Genomic DNA, 18,301 nt, shown 5'->3' on the forward strand with positions numbered 1-18,301 from the left:
CAGCTATTTTTGGCGTTTTATGGTGGAATACGCTACGCTATTCCACCCTACATTAAGCTGCTTTTTAAGTTGCGTTAGCTATAATTAAAGAGCATGGTTAAAACCGTAGGACAACTGAAGTAATATTACTCGCCGTCAGTTGATTACGAACTTGATTAAGTATCGTTAAATCGTCAAAAGGGCCTAAACGTACTCGATACCAAACACCTGTATTGTCTAGCGCAGCTTCTTCAATGTTTGCAATCAAGCCTAATGATGCTAAATGTACTTTTAACCCTTCCGCCTCACGTTTATCCCTAAATGACCCTGCTTGTAATAGATAAGTCCCCGGTGTTTGTACCGTTGGCGGTGTTGCCTCTTCTGCAAGCGAATTATTATCATTGGCTTGCGTTGTAGTCTGTAATACAGACGGCTGTTTTAACACATCATAAAACTCAAAATGTGTGGGTGGTACGGGGCGTTTTTCTGCGGCAACCACGGTTGCTGGCGGTGTTGCTGCAACAGATGTTGGGGATTTTTCAGGTTTGTCTGTTGCCTTTGATGAATCTGATGGGGGTGTTTCAGTAGTTGGCGCGTGTGTCAAATAGGGCGCAATTTCTCGTAAATAGACAAGAAACGATAAAAATATGCCGAGTAGAATTCCCCCTAAAAACCATGCCCAAGGTGGGCATGATTGGACATCTTCACGGCGTAAGCGGCGTTGATTTCCTGCCACGTTACATTACCTCGGGAGCGGATACTCCAATGATAGCTAAACCATTTTGTAACACTTGTTGCACCGCTTTGATTAGACTTAAACGGGCATTACGTAAGGCTTCATCATCCACAATGAAAATATACGTATTGTAGTAAGCATGAAAGTCTTGTGCCACTTCACGCAAGTAGTAGGTAATTTGGTGCGGTTCATAATTACGTGCGGCACTTTCTACCATTTCAGGATAACGTGATAGGGTTGTTAATAAGGTCTGTTCATGGCTGGTATCTAAACAGTTTAAATCGGCTTGTTCTAAAGACCATGTAAGATTTTTTTCTTGTAGCTGTCTAAAAACGCTACAAATTCTTGCATGAGCGTATTGTATATAATAGACAGGATTTTCATTAGAGTTAGATTTAGCTAATTCTAGGTCGAAATCTAGGTGTTGTTCGGATTTACGTTGAATATAAAAGAATCTGGCAGCATCTTTGCCAACTTCTTCACGTAATTCACGTAAGGTGACAAACTCACCACTGCGTGTTGACATTTGCACCCGTTCAGTTCCCCGATAAAGGGTTGCAAATTGGACTAGTAAAACGGTTAAACAATCGGGGTTTAAGCCTAATGCAGACATTGCGGCTTTTACCCGTGGAATATAGCCGTGATGGTCTGCGCCCCAAACGTTGATAATTTGTTGAAAACCACGTTCTACTTTATTGAAATGGTAGGCAACATCTGAAGCAAAGTAGGTGGCTTGTCCATTATCACGCACTAAAACGCGGTCTTTTTCGTCGCCAAAATCACTGGAGCGAAACCATAATGCGCCTTCTTTTTCATAGGTGTAGCCATTAGCAATCAGTTTTTCAATGCCGCGTTGAACAGTTCCATCTTCAACAAGGCTATATTCTGAAAACCAGTGGTCATAATTAACCCCAAATTCTTCAAGGTCGGCACGAATATCAGCCAAAATGGTCTCTAAACCCCGTTTAAAAACCACGCGGTAATCTGTCGCGCCAAGTAGTGTTTTTGCACGTTCAACCAGTGCATCAATGTGGATTTCTTTGTCTCCCCCTTGGGGTTCATCAGCGGGAATATCAGCGAAAACGGCGGCAGCGGGGCGATGGTAGGCATTTTGATGATATCTGTATAATTCATTTGCAATATCATATATATATTTGCCTTTATAGCCATTGGATGGGAAGGTGAATGCTTCACCACACAATTCTAAGTAACGTAACCAAACGCTTGTGCCAAGAATATCCATTTGTCGCCCTGCGTCATTGACGTAATATTCACGGGTGACGTTGTAACCTGCAGTTGTTAATAGGGTTGAGAGTGCTGCGCCATAGGCTGCACCGCGTCCGTGTCCTACATGTAGAGGACCTGTTGGGTTCGCGGAGACAAACTCAACCATGACTGATTTTCCCGCGCCTAATTGGGAATAGCCATATTGAGACTTTGTTGTAAGAATTGTTTTAACAACATTAAGATAGGCATTCTTGGCTAAGAATACGTTAATAAATCCTGCCCCTGCAATTTCAATTTTTTCAATCCATTCTACATGTGGTAATACAGCCAGTAGTTGGGTGGCGATGTCTCGCGGGCGACTTTTTAGCGGTTTTGCCAACATCAGGGCGATATTGGATGCAAAATCCCCATGTAGTGGGTCGCGGGTACGCTCAATTTGGGGGGTGGGTAAAGTAGTATCAGCAGGAATAACCCCAGTGGCTTGTAGGGTTTGCAAGGCTTCATTAATTAATTGTTGTAACTGAACTTTCAAGGTGTTCCTCATTTATTTTTTAGCATAAAACTTGCCCCGTTATGATTAAAATGACAGGGGTTAATTATTCTATAGTTTGCCATAAATCCAACGTTTTTTATTCTGCTTACATAGAATAGTTATGTTGTGGTCGTAGTGCGAATAACCCCATTTGTAGCGGCGTTGTCGGTCTGCTGATTTAGATAATTCTTTGGGATTTTATTACCATAATGACCATAAATAGTCGACGGATTGTTGAAACCAATTGCCTGTAGCAACGGTTGTTAAGGCGATAATTGGACGTTCTGTGATAACTTGATTGGCTAAACGAACGGTTAAACGGCCATAAGTAGTGCCTGCTGTTACGGGGGCAACAATCTTGCTGTTGAGTTGGATTGCCGCGCCTAATTGGGCGTATTGTCCTTTAGGAATAGTAATATATAAAGGGTTAGCGAGTCCTAAAGCAATTTGGCTAGCTTCGCCTTGCCATACTCTTTCATTACGTAGGGTTTGTTGTGCTTTGTAAAGTTGGTAGGTTTCAAAAAATCGAAAGCCATATTCAAGCATTTTTTGGTTTTCATCAGCGCGTTCGGTTCTGCCCGCTGTTCCCATAACTACGCCAATTAAGCGCATGTCGCCGCGTTTAGCCGAGGCAATTAAACAGTAACCTGCAGTTTCGGTATAACCTGTTTTAACGCCATCGACGGTTGGGTCACGCCATAACAATAAATTGCGGTTAGTTTGGGTGATGTTGTTGTAGGCAAATTCTTTTTCTGAGTAGTATTTATAATATTCAGGAAAATCACGGATTAAATATTTTGCCATGTAGGCAAGGTCACGGGTGGTGCTGTAGTGGTTTTCTGTTGGTAAGCCTGTGGTATTGGCATAATGGGTATTTGTCAGTGCTAACGCTTGGGCTTTACGATTCATCAAATCGACAAAGGTTTCTTCAGAACTGCTGACATATTCGGCAAGTGCAACACTGGCATCATTGCCCGATTGAATAATCATGCCCTTAATGAGCAATTCCAGCGGAACACGGCTATTTACCTCAACATACATGCGAGACCCCGCCATTTTCCATGCTTTTTCGCTGATGGGAACTTCATCCGTTAATTTGACACGTCCTGCTTTAAGGGCTTCGAAAACAATATAAGCTGTCATTAGCTTTGTGAGGCTTGCAGGGTCAATGCGCTCATTTGTCCCTTTTTCCATCAGGATAGTGTCACTGTGAAAATCAAGCAGGATAAAGTTGCGTGCAGATAGTGTCGGCGGTGTAGGTACTTGGTTAGCAATGGATTCAGCATGGCTTATTAAGGGGGAATAGAGTAATCCCAATAATAGGACATTATAAAATCTTTGCAAAATCATGGTAATGGTCGCTTGATAGTTAGGATAAAAAGAGTATTTATTTGTCTTTGCGGGATTAATGCTGTGTTGTGTCATTAGGGATTGTTGAGTAAACGGACTTCAACAAGACGATTTGTCTGACCAACCAGTCCTAAACGTTTGGCAGCATCATGTGCAAGGCGAATCAGTGTGCGATTATCTGTTAATCTGTCATTAATAGTGACGATAACACTGCGCCCTGTCTGTAAGTAGGTAACTTGTACACGACTGTTTAAAGGAAGTGTCGCATGGGCAGCCGTCATCTTATATAAATCATAGATTTCACCACTCGCTGTTTGCATTCCATGCGCGCTTAAGTCGTACCAAGTGGCATTGCCACGCATGTGATAAGCGTCTGCATAAGCAATGCTTGGGGTTGGCGTAATGGTGGATGGTAGCGGAGCAACGGTTTGTTTACTTGGAGTCGGGGTTGATGCGCGCTTAGTGGGAATGACAGCGGGCGTAGGCGTTGTACTTGCGCAACTGCTCACGCTAAGCGTTAGAATGATAAGCAAACTACATAAGTTATTGGATTTGTCCATAATACAAGGTTGCAATTTCGGTAGCGAGTTGGTAAACCGCCATCGCGTAGCGGCTGCTGTGATTGTAGCGAGTAATGACATAAAAGTTATTTAATCCAAACCAATATGCCATTCCCTGTTCTGTTTCTAGGTCTATTACTAAACCTTGCGTCTGGTCAGGTAAGTTCCCATAAAAAAGCAATCCATTTTGCTTTAACCAACCGAGTGAATAATTGGGTTTAAAATCTAACGCGACTAAGTTTTTTACTGCGTCAGGACGCACTTGTGTTGCAATCATGACGGGTTGTTTGCTTTGCCAACCATGTTGTTTAAAATAATTTGCAACACTGCCAACCGCATCTGTTGGATTTGACCAAATATTACGGTGTCCATCATTGTCAAAATCAACGGCAAATTCACGAAAACTGCTGGGCATAAATTGTCCCAACCCCATTGCGCCAGCATACGAGCCTTTAAGCGATAAGGGGTCTATATGTTCTTCACGGGTAAAAAGCAAATAATCTTCTAATTCACCCCGAAAATAATCGGCGCGGCGCGGATAATTAAATGCCAGCGTTGTCAGTGCATCTAAAATGCGATAGCTGCCCATGTTTTGTCCATAATTGGTTTCTACCCCAATGATAGCAACCAAAAACTCCGCAGGTACGCCATACGTTTGCTCGGCATAACGCAAAGCAACCGCATTTTCTCGCCAAAATGCAACGCCTCCATTAATACGATCATCATTAATAAAGATTTTGCGATACACATACCAAGGGCGCGCTTTTCCCGATTTAGGTGGTGTAATCGCTTTTAAAATGCTTTGCTTAACTTCTGTTTGGGCTAGTAATTTACTGAGATAGTTATAGTCAAACCCGTGACGGTTCACCATTTCCGTAATAAACTCTGTTTGCGAGCTTGCAAACGTTGCAATACTTTGTACACAAAGCGCAAATAATAATCCATAAGGTAATAAGAAGTTTGTTATAAAACGCATGTTAATCACTGTGGCTAGTGGGTAAATGGCAGATAATTATAAAAATAAACATAGGAAGTGCTAAAGAAGTAAGGATAAATTGCTTTTCTGATAAGAGATTATCCGAATCAAAATTTTCAGGATTAACAGAATATCAATACAGTCATTTTTATAGCGGTCAATGTTAGAAATCCTGACTAGAGAATGATTGCAATTTATCCTTCTTGTTTAGCACAACCAAAATGCGTTGTTACGGATAAAGAAATAAGGATTTTTAGGAAGATAATAAACGTTTATGCGTATGTACTCCCATGACTAAACCAAATCCTGCCATTAAAGTAACAACCGATGTTCCGCCATAACTAATCATTGGTAACGGTACACCGACAACTGGAAATATACCAGTTACCATTCCCATATTAACAAATATATACACAAAAAAAGTAAGGATAAGGCTACCCGCTAGTAAGCGTGAAAAACTGCCTTGTGCTTGAGAGGCGATAATCATGCCACGTGTGAGGATAAAAATATAAATACTCAATAACAATAAAATACCTAACAGTCCAAACTCCTCTGAATACACGGCAAAAATAAAATCTGTGGAACGTTCTGGCAAAAATTCTAAATGGGACTGTGTTCCGTTTAACCAACCTTTCCCATAAATACCACCTGAACCAATAGCAATTTGCGATTGAATAATATGATAACCCGTTCCTAACGGGTCTGCTTCTGGGTTAAGCAAGGTAAATACGCGTTGTCGTTGATAATCATGCATCACATTCCATAAGGCATAACCCGCAACTGGTGCAAGCGCAAGTAAACCAAAAATTAACCGCCAAGGAATCCCCCCCAATAACAACACAAATGTGCCTGCCGCACCGACCAATAATGCTGTCCCCAAATCAGGCTGTTTCGCAATTAATAACATGGGAATAGCAATTAATAAGGTTGCAATACTCAAGCGAAAATAGGTAGGTGGTAACGGGCGGTCAGCAATAAACCAGACTATCATTAACGGTACTGCTAATTTCATTAATTCAGAGGGTTGAAAACGGACGATACCAAAATCTAGCCACCGTTGCGCCCCCTTACTGATATCACCAACAATAAACACGGCAACTAACATAGTAACCCCTACTAAATAAATCCACGGAACCCAACGCATAAGCTGTTGTGGATGTATTTGGGCAATGGCAAACATGACAATAAATCCTAAAAAAATCCGCAAGGCTTGTTTAAACACAAGGTCTAAGTCCTGTCCATCCGCGCTATAAACAACAACTAACCCAATAGATGCAAGAATAATTAAGCCAAATAACATCTGCTTATCTAAGTGCATAAAATGGGTTGTATTCAGATTAGTTTGCATAATTCAAGGTGAAAATAACAATGGGAAAATGTCCATTGTACAGTTGATAAATGTGCTTTGTCTGGATGAGCGGACGAAGCGTTACAGAAGGTGGTACTAAATAAGGCGATTGATAACGTAAGTAAAGACAGGGAATTGCCCATTAATATTTGGACATAGCGAATTTTCTCATCCTCACAACATTAAGGTGGAAAAATTTTCATCTGAAATAAATCATTCACAGGCATCTTTTATACCGAGTCTCATTCAATACGCAATCTATATAAAAGTAATAATATTACTAAATGTAAAAACCCCTATTTATGAATTTGACGAAATAGCAAATAAACGCATTTGTCTCTTACTAATTTGTTATAAATTAAACTTATTTTTAAAAAAATATTATTTATGGGTAATTTAAATTTTTTACGCCCTTTTGCTGAGTAAAACAGAAGGTTTTTAAGAACTGGAAAATGACTGGAAAATAACCATGTAACCATTGAATTATCAAGAATCACCACAGCTTAATTCAGACAAATATGAGATGATAGTTAAAATCATAGAATAGGGAGTTCAGATTATAAAATACTAATTCATTGACTAATGATATATAAATTGAGTTGCTGATAAATCAGATTATTTTATTTCTATAAGTTTTTTCTATTAGCAAAAATGTTATGACGATAAGCGCGCAAAACACGCTTAATGAGATTTTCATCATGAATTCTGATTTTGTCGTATATGTTGTTGACGATGATAAACCTATCCTAAAAGCAGTCGAGTATGTGCTGACCAAAGAGGGCTTTAATACTGAATTGTTTGCTTCTACAGATGAATTTTTAAATCATTACATTGCTGAGAAAATGGGGTGTTTATTTTTGGATGTAAACATGCCTGATATGAATGGATTGGAATTTCAAAAAATACTTAAAAAGCAAGAAATTGAAATCCCTGTTGTCATGATGACCGCACATGGCAATATACCAATGGCGGTATCTGCACTTAAAGCAGGTGCGTTAGACTTTGTAGAAAAACCGTTTAATACAGAAAAGTTAGTGAGTTGTGTAAAAGAGTGTTTAGAATATTGTTTATCACATTTTTCCTTAGATATACAACGGCATAATACCACTCTATTACTAAAAAAATTAACTTCTCGCGAGCAGGAAGTGATGAACTATTTATGTGAAGGTTGCACAAGCAAAGAAATCGGTAATTTGTTAAATATCAGCAGTAGAACCGCAGAACATCATCGCATGATACTCATGCACAAACTACAAGTTAAATCAGTGATTGAGCTAGTTAAATTAGTGGAAATAGTTAAGTAAATACTTTCGTACTCTCATTTTTTAGTATTGTTATTATCACTGTTTTGACCCCTACAATCCTAAGCATTGTCCGCCCTGTCAAAAAACAGCCAATATTTCAGTTTACTGTCTTTCTAAAAGTAAACTGAAATAACGCATTTTAATTTTGCAATTTCACCATTTTCTACTACGCTTGATTTCGTTAGACCTTTTTTTAACCCCATTAACTTCAGGAGTCATTATCATGAGATGCACAATGCTAATCCCCCCACCAAATCATTGCCTTGTCAATACATCACTTAAGTTTTATCCCAACTGGATGCGTTATCGAATATCGCAGAACTTACGAGAATTATTATGGACAAAAAGACATTGGATGAGGTTGTTGAGTGCTTGGAACAAGAAAAAACCCGTTTCGATTACTTTAAAGATGGCTATGCTATCCGCCTATTGAGTTATGTTGCTGGAAAAGGCAAGAAAATTGCCGATATTAAACAAACACCTTACGCTCGTTTACTCGACAAACCGCTGGTTAAACCACTTTTAGCACAAGCAGGCGATGGCATATTATCTGCCGATTTGCTCGCCTTGGCTTATCTTGAAACCCCTTACACTTTTCTACTAACTCTTGCGTCATGGGGCGGCGATAATCGTCGTTGGCAACAAACATCCCGCAATGGTTATAACCTTGTCTTACAACTCAATTTTTCCAATCAACATGCTGTCCTCTATCAGCATTTAGTAAAACCAACCCGTAACGTTGCTTTTAATTACTATTCACATCCAAGTATGCACACGGCAAAAAATGGTTTTTTCCGTGAAACCCTTGCATGGGCACGGATTGACTTTGATTTTGCAACAAATGAAGCTTTAATAGAAGAAATTCAATGTGATTGGATTAAACGCGCACAAGATACCTTAGACCATATTTTGTGGAGTGAGGAAAAAGCAGGACGGATTCGTCCCACGAATATAAAAGGTAGTACGGAAGCCTTACAAACTTACATGAAAACCGTTTTAAAACCGTATATTCAACTGTGGGATGAAGCCGTTTTAATGGCAGCTATTACCTACATTCGGGAAGAATTGGGCATTAAAACTATTTTTTATCATGACTATATGACGGGTAGTCAGTTAAAGAATTGTGAACCCCCTCGTTCTTTATATACAACATTACCGCGTCGTTTTTGTTTTCAACTAACAGAGGATGCACCGCAATTTTTACAACAAGACAAACCGTTTCAAAAGGCTATACGAAAGGTGAAAACGCCACATTGGTTTGTCTTATCCTTTTAATTTTCAAATAGTAATTAATGCAGGGTGGGTGATGCCCACCCGACTTTATTCATTATTTGATAATATGCTTAGTTTTTAACTGTAATCAAATAATTAGCTAGGCATATTTGATGATACAACCAGTTGTTCAGGTACTTCAATACGGGGTTTTGCACGGGCGACAGCAACCGCTGTCATGTTGATTAAACCGCGAACGGTGATTGAGGGGGTAACAACATGCGCCGGTAAATCGGCACCAATTAGGATAGGGCCAATGGAAACGCCGCCCCCTAATATTTTAAACATGTTAAAGGTGATATTTGCCGCATCTAAGTTGGGCATAATTAATAAATTAGCTTGTCCTGTGAGGCGTGAGTTGGGGAAACGTTCTAGCCGAATTTCTTCTGATAATGCGGCATCTGCGTGCATTTCACCTTCTACTTCTAGGCTTGGCGCACGTTCTGCTAATAGTTGCAGTGCTTCGCGCATTTTGGTTGCGGTTGGCGTATCACGGCGTGTTCCAAAATTAGAATGTGATAGGAGGGCGATTTTTGGCACAATCCCAAAACGACGTACTTCATCTGCGCATAAGATGGTGGTTTCTGCAATGGTTTCTGCACTGGGGTCGAAAGAAACTTGGGTGTCAGAAATAAAGAATGTTCCCGCAGGCATGATGAGAATATTCATTGTGGATAAGTCTTGAATGCCGGGGGCTTTGCCAATTATTTCTTTAATATGTTGTAAATGTTGATGAAAACGTCCAACTGTACCACAAATCATAGAGTCCACATCACCCAATTTCAGCATCATGGCGGCAATGGCTGTACTGTCAGTGCGTAAGACTGTGCGGGCTTCACTCGGGGACACACCCAAGCGTTCAGTAATACTATGGTAGGTTTTCCAGTATTGGTTAAAGCGTGCATCACTGTGAATATTAACTAAATCAAAATCACGTTCAGGACGCATCCGTAATCCTAGTTTTTTCAGTCGCATTTCAACAACTTCTGGGCGACCGAGTAAGACGGGACGGGCAAGCCCTTCATGGATTACTTCTTGTACGGCTTGTAAAACACGTTCTTCTTCCCCTTCTGCATAAACAACGCGCTGTGAGGCCTTACGCGCCCGTTCGAACACGGGTTTCATGATTAACCCTGAACGGAAGACGAATTGATTCAGTTTGTCTTTGTAGGCTTCAAAGTCGGTAATGGGACGGGTTGCAACACCGCTATCCATCGCCGCTTTGGCAACGGCTGGGGCAATTTTGACGATAAGACGGGGGTCAAATGGTTTAGGAATGAGGTATTCTGCGCCAAAATCTAAAATTTGGTCGCCGTATGCGGAGCGCACAATGTCTGAGGGTTCTGCCATTGCTAATTCGGCAATTGCGTTCACACATGCGCGCTTCATTTCTTCATTAATTTCTGTCGCGCCTACATCTAACGCACCACGAAACATGAAGGGGAAACATAGGACGTTGTTGACTTGATTAGGATAATCGGAACGACCAGTGGCAATAATCGCATCGGGACGTACGGCCTTCACTTCTTCAGGCATGATTTCGGGCGTTGGATTAGCAAGGGCTAAAATTAATGGACTGTATGCCATTTTTTTAACCATTTCGGCTTTTAATACGCCACCTGCGGATAATCCTAAGAAAATATCTGCACCTGTAATAATGTCGTCTAGTGTGCGGGCATCGGTTTTTTGTGCATAACGGGCTTTGTAGGGGTCCATCTCGCTACTCCGACCTTCATAGACTACACCAGCTAAATCAGTTACATAGATATTTTCTACAGGCATCCCTAGTGTAACAAGTAGATTTAAACAAGCTAATGCGGCAGAGCCTGCGCCTGCGGTAACGAGTTTTATTTCTTTAATGTCTTTTTTAACCACTTTTAAGCCACTAATCACGGCTGCGGCAACGACAATGGCTGTGCCATGTTGGTCATCATGAAACACAGGAATTTTCATTCGTTCCCGTAGGGCTTTTTCGATGATGAAGCATTCAGGGGCCTTAATATCTTCTAAATTAATTCCACCAAAGGTTGGTTCTAAACGTGCGACTGTATCAATCAGGGCTTGTGGGTCGCGTTCATCAATTTCTATATCGAATACGTCAATATCGGCAAACTTTTTGAATAAAACAGCTTTACCTTCCATCACGGGTTTAGAAGCCAAACTACCAATTGCACCTAATCCCAACACGGCTGTACCATTGGTGATAACACCAACAAGGTTTGCTCTGCTGGTGTAGAGGGCGGCATTATTTGGGTCTTTAACAATTTCTTCACAGGCAAAAGCAACACCCGGTGAGTACGCAAGGGCTAAATCCCGCTGGGTTGCTAGTGGTTTGGTTGGGGTAATGGTTAATTTACCGGGTTTTGGTAAACGGTGATAATTTAACGCTGTTTCACGTAAGTCATTCGGCATGGAAGAATCTCCAGATTTTTTTAGTTCTATGTCATTATGGTTTATCGCATCGTTCGCATATAACAAGCGGAATTTAAATGCTAAACCATTATTGCCAATCCAATGGGATAGGGTGATGGTGTTGAGACTGATTGATGTTTGTCTATAAAACTTCAAGTGGATAGGATGAATTAAATACGCACATTGCATTTTAAGACTGGTGTCTAACATAATAGCGGGTATGCTCAACACATCATTTTTAACGATATACTTCTACTACTAAAATAAAACAATTGATGACGAGGGAGAAAATGATAACCAATATTCTAGTTGCCATAGATGGTTCGGAACATGCGCTAAAAGCATTTGATTTAGCTTGTGATTTTGCGGTTAAATATGCAGCGCAAATAACGGCTATTTATGTTATCGAAAATTTTGAAATTCCACCCGAACTGCGGCATTTTGCAGAGGTTGAACATTTGTCAACAGATGCTTATACGCTACATTATAAAGTTATCAGTGAAAATGTGACATCTAAAGCAAAGAAACTTGCATTAGAAAAAGGGGTTTCTGATTTGAAAACTATTATTTTAGAAGGGAATCCTGCGCATAAAATTCTCGAGTTTGCCGAAAATAACGCTATTGATACTATCATCATGGGGAGTCGAGGATTAGGAACATTTAAAGGGTTTATACAAGGTAGTGTGTCTAATAAAGTTAGTCATCTTGCACGATGTACTTGTATTTCTGTGAAATAACTTAAAAGGTTAGCTAATTTCTATGCACCGTGTTCCCGAACCAGAATTAATGCTTGATGATGAACAAGCCCGTGCTTACGCTAGAGCCGATTTTGAGGACCCACATTCGCTATTTGTACAACGATTTGCCGATGTTTTTCTTGATGCACAAATTGTGGGATATGTTTTAGATTTAGGGTGTGGGGCGGGTGATATTAGTCGTCGTTTTGCACAACGTTATCCACATTGTCAAATACATGGAGTGGATGGTTCAAGTGCTATGTTGAAGTATGGGCGCGAAATGTTGGTGCATTATGACTTGGAGAAGCGGATTCAATTGTTGGAAGGGTATTTACCCGGTGCGCAATTGCCTGAAGCACAGTATGACGTGATTATCTCTAATTCTTTGCTGCATCATCTTGTGCAACCTATGGTGTTGTGGGAAACAATTAAGGCAAAAGCGAAAGCCGATGGCTTTATTTTTATTATGGATTTCATGCGTCCAGAAAGTTTTCGTCAAGCAGAAATTATGGTGCAACATTACGCAGGTTCAGAACCATCTGTTTTACGTCGTGATTTTTATAATTCATTACTTGCAGCGTATCGTATTGATGAAGTGAATGAACAGTTAAAACAAGCAGATTTGGATTATTTGAAATTACATGAAGTGAGTGACCGTCATTTTGTTGTGATGGGACGGTTTCAGGGATAAGACAAAAACGATAGATTTTAATACGACTATAAATCGTAGGTGCAAATAAATTTACACCTACTTTTTAGGATAAACATTAGCACTTAAGTTGGCAGGTATAAGTTAAACGCAGTACCTTCTTGTTCGGCATTGTCTATATCAATAGAAATACTACCGTTCATCAATCGCCATAAGTGCGCACTAATCAACAACCCCATGCGAATGCCCTTCTCTGATGTGGCCGTTTCTGCCCGACTGAGCCGTTCTAAAAAGCGATCGCGTTGTTCTGCTGTCATCATATTTTTTAAATGGGACTTAATTGAAAAGTGAATACCCATTTGATTTTCATTAAGTTGCTTGCGTTTTACTTCAAACAGTATTTTGCTGCCGTCACTTAAATCTGACATGTGATTTAAGAGATTAATTAAGATTTGATGTAAGCGTGTGGAATCCGTTTGAATTTGACCAATATCAGCAGGGCAACCGATTTGTAAGTTGTTATGATTCTTCTTCACTAACGGTGTTGCGATATTGGCAACCTCACGCATTATTTCTGCAACATCATACATACCCAAACGCAGTTCAATTTTACCCGACTTAATTTTGGATAAATCTAAAATACCCTCACTGAGTGAAAGCAGGTATTTTGCAGAAGTATGAATCTTACTAATATCTTGCGATATGGTTTGACTTTCTAAATCGCTGGATTCTTCAGTAAGTAATTCACTATAACCAATAATCGCATTAAGTGGGGTTCGTAACTGATGGCTCATATTTGCCAAAAAGTTAGACTGCGATTGATTTGCTTCCTCTGCCAATTCTGCAAGACGATAGGCGCGATGGATAGAGGCGTAAAAATAGCCTGCAAATAAACTGGTAATCAATAAACCCAAGAACAACATTCCCAAGGCCTGCCAGCCTTCACCTGTTACCAAATAATAACCGGGAGAGGGGGTACATACGACTTCCCACGAATATCCTGCACTGTTGAACCGATTGATGGTTTGAAACGCGGGTGGGGCTTCGCTAAATAATTCTTCTTCTGTTAAACGACTAAGAATATCATCCTCAATTTCACCGGGATAATAGTAAAGAAATTGTGAGGTTGCAGTTTCATTAACTTGAAAAACCCGAATGTCAATGGGTCTTGGTTCAAGATAACTTGCCATTTCAATATCTAAAATATCGCCTAACTGATAAATCCCAACAACAAATCCTTGTAAGGCTTCACGACGTTTTTCAATACTGTCTATGACAACATTTTGACGATAAATAGGTAGAAAAATAGCCAATCCATATAAATTAGAATCATCTACAAACATTGTATCGGGAATAGCTTGAATCTCGCCTGAGTCTCTTACCGCTTGTAATACTTTAGCAACCGCAGGATAACTGCCTATATCAAATCCTAACCCATTTAAATTACGTCGTGCAGGCTCAACATATAAGAAAGGGTAATATTCATCTCGTGCTGTTGCGGGAATCATGCGACTTTTTTCAGTCACTTCTACGCTATCATATTGTTCAATTTGATAATTTGCTTGTTTTTGACGAGCTTGTTGTTCAAAATCCGTTTTACCCTCTGCGGCAACCCGTGGTACCCACGTGACTACTTTTAAAGCAGGATGTTGTGTGAGTAAATTTTGTGAAAAACGGCTGAATGTCGCCTGATCGATATTATTTGCATTTGCGCGAAAAAGGCTTTGAAAAGTTTCTAAAATTTTCCAATTTAACGCAAATGCACGTTCAATGGCTAAAGCGCGGTCTTCTGCAGGTTTGGTAAAATCATTCTGAATTTTCCGCTGTTCCCACGCTAACGTTATATAATACATAACAATAGATAACGCAACGCCTATAGTAAGCGTGAGGATAACGGGCATGTAACGTTGCCATATTAAAATACTTGTATTAACTATCTTCTTTTGTAATTCCATGAGTATGCTCCAAACCAGTTCATGTTGTCTCATCGTTTTTTAGCCGCTATTCTCATGTTGGCAAAATTTATACCAAACATTGATATATTAAACGGATATTACTTTTAGTACACGGTTTGTGGGTAGTTTATCTTATTTTACTACGAGAATAAGCGAACAGACTGCTACAATTTATTTTTATTCTATTTCCTCATGACCAAAATGCTGACAAACTGTCAATGAAATGAAGTTTCTTTATAGACAAGGAGATAAGCATCATAAAACACTATATAAAAAGAGTATTTACATTTTAGTAATCTCACCTTATTAAAATATAGAGTGTTTTTTTAGTCTAAGGCGAGTGGTCTTGTGTTTTGACTTATTTGCATCCTCTGTTTTACTGGGTAGTGGTCAATAATGAGGGCAACACCTTCCCCTTTAGAAAAAGAAGATTTGAGGGGATTTATCTTGAAAATACGCTAAATTCCCTCTTTTTCAAAGACGGGAATCTTTTTTATCCTGCATTTTTTAGCACTAGCCTTATATTTATTGAGCGTTGAGCAGATTGCTCAATTTCTTTTTCACTTAAAATTTATTATAACAATGACTTATACTGTCTATCTTCGCCCAAGCAATCAGCATTTTACTGTCGCACCACAGGAAACGTTATTAACTGCGGCACTAAAACATAATTTGTTACTGCCTTACAATTGTCGTGGTGGCAGTTGTGGCGCGTGTAAAGCAACCTTACTGAGTGGACAAATTAGTTATCTTGAGCAACCAACATGCGGGGATAAAATTAATTCTGCACAAGGTGATATTTTATTATGTCAAGCCATTGCAAACACTGACCTTGAAATTAACAGCACTCTCATTTCCAGAGTATGTGAAATTTCAGATATAAAAAGAATGCCTTGTCGAGTAGAAAGGCTGCATAAATTGTCTAATGATGTTATGCAACTGTGGCTTAAAATTCCTGAGCATGAATCCCTTTACTTTCAAGCGGGACAATATTTAGACGTGGTGTTGAAAGACGGACGGCGACGGAGTTTTTCAATTGCGTCCACCGCAACAGAACTTCCCTTGTTAGAGTTGCATATCCGTCGTGTAAATGACGGGTCTTTTACGCAAACTGTTTTTGATACAATGAAAGTAAAGGATATTTTACGAATAGAGTTGCCGTTAGGTATGTTTTTCCTACGTCATGATACCTTACTACCCATTTTGTTCGTTGCGGGTGGAACAGGTTTCGCACCTGTAAAAGCCATGATTCAACAAGCAATTATGGAAAATAGACAGCGCGAAATGGTATTTTATTGGGGGGTGCGTAGTAAACAGGATTTGTATATGCACGCAGAAATAGTGGCATGGACAAAAACATATTCGTTTATTCGTTATATTCCCGTACTATCAGACCCATTACCCGAAGACAATTGGCAGGGTAAAACAGGGTTAGTCCATGAAGTTGTATCACAGGATATTCCACACTTAGTGGATTATGTGGTGTACGCCAGTGGCCCGCCCGTAATGGTTGCGGCTGCCCATCAACAGTTTTTAGCACAGGGCTTGCCCGCAGAGCAGTTTTATTCTGACCCATTTGAATTTGCGAAGGATAAGAAATAGGGGCAAGTTATTTTTATATCAGAGTCGGTGTTGAGAATTTTGACAGAGCTTGTTGTTGCTTTGGCTAACAAAACGGGCACAAAGCTTAGTTTCTATGGAAAATAAGCTAGTAGGTTTGACTATACCAAAAAGCGGGCTAATGCCGTATAAGAAAGGTTTTCTCATACGGCATTTTTTAATACTAATCATGCTAAACCAAAAATCAATTCTCTTTTCGGTGGTGCTAAAGAAGCCGTGATAAGAAGGGTTAAAGGTTCAAGCCAAAAGAATCAAGGTAGAAACCAAATAAACCCCACTTAAGAAATTCCTAGCGCGTTTATCATATCGTGTAGCTATTGCACGATATTGCTTTAATTTACCAAAGAAATGCTCGATTTCAACAGATTTCCGTAAATAAAGTATTAAAAGTGAAACAAGAAGAAAATCTCACCATAGCAGCGGTAGCGAAATGCTTTCAAATAGCCATCGCAAGCGTCGTCAGGTGGAGCAAAGTATTGGAAGCCAAAGGGACACGTAACAGACCAACTAAAATAGACATGGAAGCCCTAAAACAAGATGTTGCGTTATATCCTGATGCTTACCATCATGAACGCGCAGTACGGTTTGGAATAACTGAGGGAGGAATTCGCCATGCATTAAAACGTCTAGGGATTAGCCGTAAAAAAAAACCTCTTAATCTTTTTATAGTATGGTTGCTATAGATTACGCAAGTTATTTTATTCAAACGTGTTGTTATCCATCATCAGTCTTAAAGATTGTACTAAATCGGTTAACGGTATTTGTAGCATTTTATTTAAGCTTAAGGCTTGCATCGGTTTGAGTGACAGCCGTAAATGCGTCGGATTTTGAATAAACCGCCGTAAACTCTGCATAAGGCTGGCATCAAATGGGAGTTTGGTTTGGGCGAGTCCTGTTTGTATGGTTTGAATGAGTTTTTCTTGGAGCAAATCAATAGTTGTATCATTACGTTGCGCCCATAAACCCCATAGTTGTTTGAGCAAGCCTTGTTCGGAAAAACTCAGGGTTAATTCTGCTAGGGCTATTTGTTGTGCCGAGCGTTGGAGTTGTGCGGGTGGGGGAACATTCTCTAGGGTGGTTTGTAGTTGTAATTTACCCCATGAACCCCCGTCTATTAGGGCTTGTAAACGGATTTGTTGTTCTGTTTGTCGAATTGCTTGGATATCCACGTCAGCGTTGAAAGATAAATAGCCTAAGCGGCGTAATTCTGTCGGTGTTACATAGTAAGGCGCGTAACCAAATAAGTTTAACCAGACAGGTATGGGGGGGGCTGCGTCATTGAGGGGAATTTGTAGCCCTGAAAGGTGGATTTGTGCATTTTCAGGTAATTGTTGCGGGTTATACCATTGATAAACTCGATAAAGTGTGACTTGCGTAATGTGAATGTCTTGTAGCGTGGGGGTGTCTATCGTGAGGTTTTCTAGCTGAATAGCCCCTGTAATGCTTAGGTGGGCTTGTTGATAGCGGATATTAGCTTGAGGGAAATTTGTGTTTAAGGTGTTGGCAATACTGTTATTTAACCAATGGTCTATATAGGCTTTCCCACCGCCAAGTATTGCTGTGAGCAATAATAAAACGGTGAGGAATGGGTTTTTCCACATTGTGCAACAACGCTTGGGTAGATAGATAAAGGTAGGTTGGTTA

15 protein-coding genes and 1 pseudogene are annotated in these 18,301 nt (G+C 40.0%); 6 read left to right on the forward strand and 10 right to left on the reverse strand.

Annotated features, from left to right (window positions below; all coding sequences use genetic code 11):
• Positions 1–97: 97 nt before the first annotated feature.
• The 6 genes from AL038_RS12940 to rodA all read right to left on the reverse strand — a co-directional run bounded on the left by AL038_RS12940 (position 98) and on the right by rodA (position 6,708).
• Positions 98–715, reverse strand: coding sequence for an SPOR domain-containing protein (locus AL038_RS12940; protein ID WP_062153437.1), 618 nt, complete (start codon positions 713–715; stop codon positions 98–100).
• Position 716: 1 nt separating this feature from the next.
• Entirely contained in the window at positions 717–2,474 is a 1,758-nt protein-coding gene (gene argS / locus AL038_RS12945; RefSeq protein WP_062153439.1) for an arginine--tRNA ligase, read from the reverse strand.
• Between the two features lie 201 nt (positions 2,475–2,675).
• Complete coding sequence (locus AL038_RS12950) at positions 2,676–3,899, reverse strand: D-alanyl-D-alanine carboxypeptidase family protein (protein ID WP_236839392.1); 1,224 nt, start codon at positions 3,897–3,899, stop codon at positions 2,676–2,678.
• Entirely contained in the window at positions 3,899–4,384 is a 486-nt protein-coding gene (locus AL038_RS12955; RefSeq protein ID WP_062153441.1) for a septal ring lytic transglycosylase RlpA family protein, read from the reverse strand. Before AL038_RS12955 ends, AL038_RS12950 begins: the two co-directional genes overlap by 1 nt.
• Positions 4,368–5,360 carry a lytic murein transglycosylase B gene (gene mltB / locus AL038_RS12960; protein WP_062153443.1) on the reverse strand — a complete coding sequence of 331 codons (993 nt, stop codon included), beginning with the start codon at positions 5,358–5,360 and terminating at the stop codon, positions 4,368–4,370. Before mltB ends, AL038_RS12955 begins: the two co-directional genes overlap by 17 nt.
• A gap of 253 nt (positions 5,361–5,613) precedes the next feature.
• On the reverse strand, positions 5,614–6,708 hold the full coding sequence (rodA, locus tag AL038_RS12965) for a rod shape-determining protein RodA (RefSeq protein ID WP_062153445.1): 1,095 nt from the start codon (positions 6,706–6,708) through the stop codon (positions 5,614–5,616).
• Positions 6,709–7,406: 698 nt separating this feature from the next.
• On the opposite strand from rodA, the gene AL038_RS12970 reads away from it, so the two are divergent.
• Together AL038_RS12970 and AL038_RS12975 are read left to right on the forward strand one after the other, a co-directional pair.
• Positions 7,407–8,012, forward strand: coding sequence for a response regulator transcription factor (locus tag AL038_RS12970; RefSeq protein WP_066246220.1), 606 nt, complete (start codon positions 7,407–7,409; stop codon positions 8,010–8,012).
• A gap of 336 nt (positions 8,013–8,348) precedes the next feature.
• Positions 8,349–9,287, forward strand: a complete 939-nt coding sequence (locus tag AL038_RS12975) for a hypothetical protein (RefSeq protein WP_062153449.1) — start codon at positions 8,349–8,351, stop codon at positions 9,285–9,287.
• Between the two features lie 93 nt (positions 9,288–9,380).
• Here AL038_RS12975 and AL038_RS12980 read toward each other — a convergent pair whose 3' ends face one another.
• A complete protein-coding gene (locus AL038_RS12980) occupies positions 9,381–11,906 on the reverse strand; it encodes an NADP-dependent malic enzyme (protein ID WP_272898024.1) in 2,526 nt (841 codons plus the stop codon).
• A gap of 80 nt (positions 11,907–11,986) precedes the next feature.
• On the opposite strand from AL038_RS12980, the gene AL038_RS12985 reads away from it, so the two are divergent.
• Complete coding sequence (locus AL038_RS12985) at positions 11,987–12,433, forward strand: universal stress protein (RefSeq protein ID WP_062153451.1); 447 nt, start codon at positions 11,987–11,989, stop codon at positions 12,431–12,433.
• 22 nt (positions 12,434–12,455) lie between these two features.
• Positions 12,456–13,124, forward strand: a complete 669-nt coding sequence (locus AL038_RS12990; RefSeq protein ID WP_062153453.1) for a class I SAM-dependent methyltransferase — start codon at positions 12,456–12,458, stop codon at positions 13,122–13,124.
• Positions 13,125–13,207: 83 nt separating this feature from the next.
• Here the strand turns inward: AL038_RS12990 and AL038_RS12995 are convergent, their stop codons facing one another.
• Complete coding sequence (locus AL038_RS12995) at positions 13,208–15,070, reverse strand: CHASE domain-containing protein (RefSeq protein WP_083991526.1); 1,863 nt, start codon at positions 15,068–15,070, stop codon at positions 13,208–13,210.
• Between the two features lie 549 nt (positions 15,071–15,619).
• Between AL038_RS12995 and AL038_RS13000 the strand changes: the two genes are divergently transcribed.
• Positions 15,620–16,639: a 2Fe-2S iron-sulfur cluster-binding protein gene (locus AL038_RS13000; RefSeq protein WP_066246221.1), complete on the forward strand. Its 1,020-nt coding sequence runs from the start codon at positions 15,620–15,622 to the stop codon at positions 16,637–16,639.
• A 255-nt stretch (positions 16,640–16,894) separates the two neighbouring features.
• Here the strand turns inward: AL038_RS13000 and AL038_RS13005 are convergent.
• Positions 16,895–17,011: pseudogene (locus tag AL038_RS13005) on the reverse strand (IS5/IS1182 family transposase); the annotation flags it as partial.
• A gap of 35 nt (positions 17,012–17,046) precedes the next feature.
• Between AL038_RS13005 and AL038_RS13010 the strand changes: the two are divergent.
• Complete coding sequence (locus AL038_RS13010; protein WP_101539237.1) at positions 17,047–17,340, forward strand: IS630 transposase-related protein; 294 nt, start codon at positions 17,047–17,049, stop codon at positions 17,338–17,340.
• Positions 17,341–17,355: 15 nt separating this feature from the next.
• Here AL038_RS13010 and AL038_RS13015 read toward each other — a convergent pair whose 3' ends face one another.
• Positions 17,356–18,258 carry a hypothetical protein gene (locus AL038_RS13015; protein ID WP_062153459.1) on the reverse strand — a complete coding sequence of 301 codons (903 nt, stop codon included), beginning with the start codon at positions 18,256–18,258 and terminating at the stop codon, positions 17,356–17,358.
• Positions 18,259–18,301 lie beyond the last annotated feature (43 nt).

The organism is Beggiatoa leptomitoformis (assembly GCF_001305575.3).
Lineage (GTDB): Bacteria > Pseudomonadota > Gammaproteobacteria > Beggiatoales > Beggiatoaceae > Beggiatoa > Beggiatoa leptomitoformis.